Here is a 3520-nt window from a genome sequence, read left to right as displayed (position 1 = left end):
CACCCGGTGCGGCCCGGCGACCGCCAGGTGCACGCGGCCGCGGTGGCCCTCGGCGGTCGGAGGCGCGAAGCCCGGGAGCTCGCTCATCGGGAATCCGTCGCCGGCGCCGAGTTCGTCGACCACGCCGTTCCAGCCGGAGCCCAGGACGACCGCGAAGTCGACCGGCCCGGTCAGCTCACGCAGCCGGGCCCCGGCGGCCTCGGCGAGGGCGTAGGGATCGGTCCCGGTCACGGGGCGGAGCGGCAGGGCCGCTCGCGAAGCCACTTCACATAGTCGTCGGGGGCGCCGGCCCGTTCGGCCGCGTCCGCGATGTGGCTGACGATCCGCGCCGAGGGCAGCCCGCCCTCGTAGCCATCCACCACGTAGATCCAGGCGAGCTCGTCGCCCTCCATGGTCGCGATCCGGACCCGGATCTTGCGGTAGAAGCCGATCGCGGTGCCCTCCCAGCCGTCGAGCTCCTGCTCGTCGGCGGGCGTGACGTCGTAGAGCGCGACGAAGACCTGGTGCCCCGCGTCCTCGACGACGGTGGTGCGCGCACCCTCGCCGCCGAGCTCCTCACCGCCGAAGGTCAGCCGCCAGCCGGCCAGCCAGCCGGTGGTCCGCTGCGGCGAGTGTGGCGCGATCAATGCCATCAGCGCCGGGTCGAGGTTCTTGCCGTAGGCGGCGTACAGGGCCATGGGTCGTCAGCTTAGGGCGGCGGAACCCCTCGCAGCGTCAGGCTGGGCCTATCTCACACAACCGTCACACCGCGTGGAGCAGGGACGTTTCCGGCCGGGCACACACACCGGGGACAATGGCGGTCTTATGACACGCATCGTGGTGCTCGGGGGTGGCCCCGGGGGATACGAAGCGGCGCTGGTCGCCGCCCAACTGGGTGCGCAGATCACCGTCGTCGACTCCGACGGGATCGGCGGCTCCTGCGTCCTCACCGACTGCGTGCCGTCCAAGACGCTGATCGCGACCGCCGAGGCGGCCTGGAACGCCGCGGAGTCGCGGCGGCTGGGCGTGAAGGTGCGCGGCGCCGAGGATCTCGGCCCGTCGGCGTTCGGCGTCGACCTCGCCCGCGTGAACACCCGGGTCCGGGCGCTGGCCCAGGCGCAGTCCACCGACATCCACGACCGCCTGACCATCGCCGGGGTGCGCGTGCTGCCCGGACGAGGCCGGTTGACCTCGCCGACCGCGGTGGTCGCCGAGGGCAACGACGGGACCGAGGAGGAGCTGCCCGCCGACGCAATCCTGGTCGCCACCGGCGCCCGCCCCCGGGTGCTGGCGGACGCGATGCCGGACGGCGAGCGGATCCTGACCTGGACTCAGGTTTACGGCCTGACCGCGCTGCCCGAGCACCTGATCGTCGTCGGCTCCGGCGTCACCGGTGCGGAGTTCGCCAGCGCCTACAACTTCGGCACGGAGGTCACCCTGGTGTCCTCACGGGACCGGGTGCTGCCCGGTGAGGACGCCGACGCCGCGGCGGTGCTGGAGGCCGCGTTCGTGCGCCGGCGGATGAACATCCGCAGTCAGGCCCGCGCGAAAAAGGTCACCCGCGACGGCGACGTCGTCCACGTGGAGCTCTCCGACGGCGAGGTCATCACGGGCTCGCACGTGCTGATGGCGGTCGGGTCGGTGCCCAACACCGAGCACATCGGGCTGGCCGAAGCCGGCGTCCGGCTCAACTCCGGCGGCTTCGTGGAGGTGGACAAGGTCTCGCGCACCTCGACCCGCGGTATCTACGCCGCCGGCGACTGCACCGGAGTGCTGATGCTCGCCTCCGTCGCCGCGCACCAGGGTCGGATCGCGATGCAGCACATCCTCGGCGACGCGGTCCGCCCGCTGAACCTGCGCGCGGTCGCGGCCAACGTGTTCACCGAGCCGGAGATCGCCACGGTCGGGGTCTCCCAGAACGAGATCGACCGCGGCGAGGTCGCGGCCCGCACCGTCATGCTGCCGCTGGCCACCAACGCCCGAGCCAAGATGCAGGGCCTGCGGGACGGCTTCGTGAAGCTGTTCTGCCTGCCGGGCACCGGAATAATCATCGGTGGCGTCGTCGTCGCGCCGCGGGCCAGTGAGCTGATCTACGCCGTGTCGCTCGCGGTGGACTGCCAGCTCTCCGCCGACCAGGTCGCGCACGCCTTCACGGTGTACCCGTCGATGACCGGCTCGATCGGCGAAGCCGCACGACTGCTGCACCTGCCGCCGGGCTGACACCCCTTTCACGGCCCCAGACATGCTTCACTCGCCAGGCCCAGCCCGTGAGGCTGGTCCTGGCGAGTGAAGGTAAGTGCTGCCGGGTGATCAGCCGGCAGCGCTCATGCGACGCGGCTGACGCGGACGGCCACCGGCCTGCGGGCGGCGGGGCGGACGGCCGGTACCGCGCGGCGCGCTGCTCCGGACCGGAGCCACCAGGGTGACGACCGGGATCGGGGTGCCGGAGTTGCCCAGCGCGATGACCTCGGCGTGATCCGGCGTCACATCGTGGGCCGCCGGGTCGACGCCCGCCTTGCGGTGCATGGCGGCCATCTCCCGGCGCTGCGAGTGCTCGACCAGCGCGACGACCGTGCCGGAGGAGCCGGCCCGGGCGGTGCGGCCGGAGCGGTGCAGGTAGGCCTTCTCGTCGGTCGGCGGGTCGAAGTGCACGACCAGGTCGACGTCGTCGACGTGGATGCCGCGCGCCGCGACATCCGTGGCGACCAGCACGCGCTGCGAGCCGTCGGCGAAGGCGGCGAGGGCCCGCTGGCGCTGGTTCTGGTTGAGGTTGCCGTGGATCGCCCCGGCGGCGACGCCGGCCTGCGAGAACTGGCGGGCCAACCGGTCCGCGCCGTGCTTGGTCCGCACGAAGAACAGCGTGCGGCCCGGGCGGGCCGCGATCCGGGCCGCGACGTCCACCTTGGTGCTCGGGTGGACCCCGAACATCACGTGGGTCATGTTGTCGACCTGGGTCTCGTCCTCGGGGACCGCGTGCACGGCCGGGTCCGGCAGGTACTCACGGACGATCTTGGCGACGGCGTGGTCCAGCGTCGCGGAGAACAGCAGACGCTGCCCGTCCTGCGGGGTCTGGGCCAGAATGCGCCGGACGTCGGGCAGGAAGCCCATGTCGGCCATGTGGTCGGCCTCGTCCAGGACGGTGATCTCGATCCACTCGAGGGTCAGCGCCTTGCGCTCGAGCAGGTCGAGCAGCCGGCCGGGGGTGGCGACGACGACGTCGACGCCGGCCCGCAGGGCCTGGATCTGACGGCTGATCGGGGCGCCGCCGTAGACCATCGCGACGGTCAGGTCGACGGTGTGGCCGAAGGCGACCAGGTTGTCGGCGACCTGGCGGGCCAGCTCGCGGGTGGGCACCAGCACCAGGCCGCGGGGCGGGCCGGGCCGGCGGGTGGACCGCGCAGGGGAACCGGTGGCGGCCAGGCGGGCCAGCATCGGCAGTCCGAAGGCCAGCGTCTTGCCCGAGCCGGTCTGGGCCCGGCCCAGCACGTCGCGCCCGGCGAGGGCGTCCGGCAGGGCGCGGGACTGGATGGCGAACGGGCTG

The 3520-nt window shown here is 73.0% G+C and carries 3 protein-coding genes and 1 pseudogene; 1 reads left to right on the top strand and 3 read right to left on the bottom strand.

Annotated elements, in window-relative coordinates:
* Both H0X00_RS22685 and H0X00_RS22680 read right to left on the bottom strand, forming a co-directional pair.
* A pseudogene (locus H0X00_RS22685) lies at positions 1-231 on the bottom strand (purine-nucleoside phosphorylase); the annotation flags it as partial.
* Complete coding sequence (locus H0X00_RS22680) at positions 228-677, bottom strand: gamma-glutamylcyclotransferase (RefSeq protein WP_293775056.1); 450 nt, start codon at positions 675-677, stop codon at positions 228-230. The pseudogene H0X00_RS22685 and the gene H0X00_RS22680, both read right to left, overlap by 4 nt.
* A gap of 127 nt (positions 678-804) precedes the next feature.
* Here H0X00_RS22680 and H0X00_RS22675 point away from each other — a divergent pair, with 127 nt between their 5' ends.
* On the top strand, positions 805-2199 hold the full coding sequence (locus H0X00_RS22675) for an NAD(P)H-quinone dehydrogenase (RefSeq protein WP_293775055.1): 1395 nt from the start codon (positions 805-807) through the stop codon (positions 2197-2199).
* A 90-nt stretch (positions 2200-2289) separates the two neighbouring features.
* On the opposite strand, the gene H0X00_RS22670 is transcribed toward H0X00_RS22675, so the two are convergent.
* Positions 2290-3520 (bottom strand): DEAD/DEAH box helicase (locus H0X00_RS22670; RefSeq protein WP_293775053.1); only part of this gene is annotated, 1231 nt, incomplete at its 5' end.

Source organism: Sporichthya sp. (assembly GCF_013815995.1).
Lineage (GTDB): Bacteria > Actinomycetota > Actinomycetes > Sporichthyales > Sporichthyaceae > Sporichthya.
This window is presented reverse-complemented; position numbering and strand designations above follow the sequence as displayed.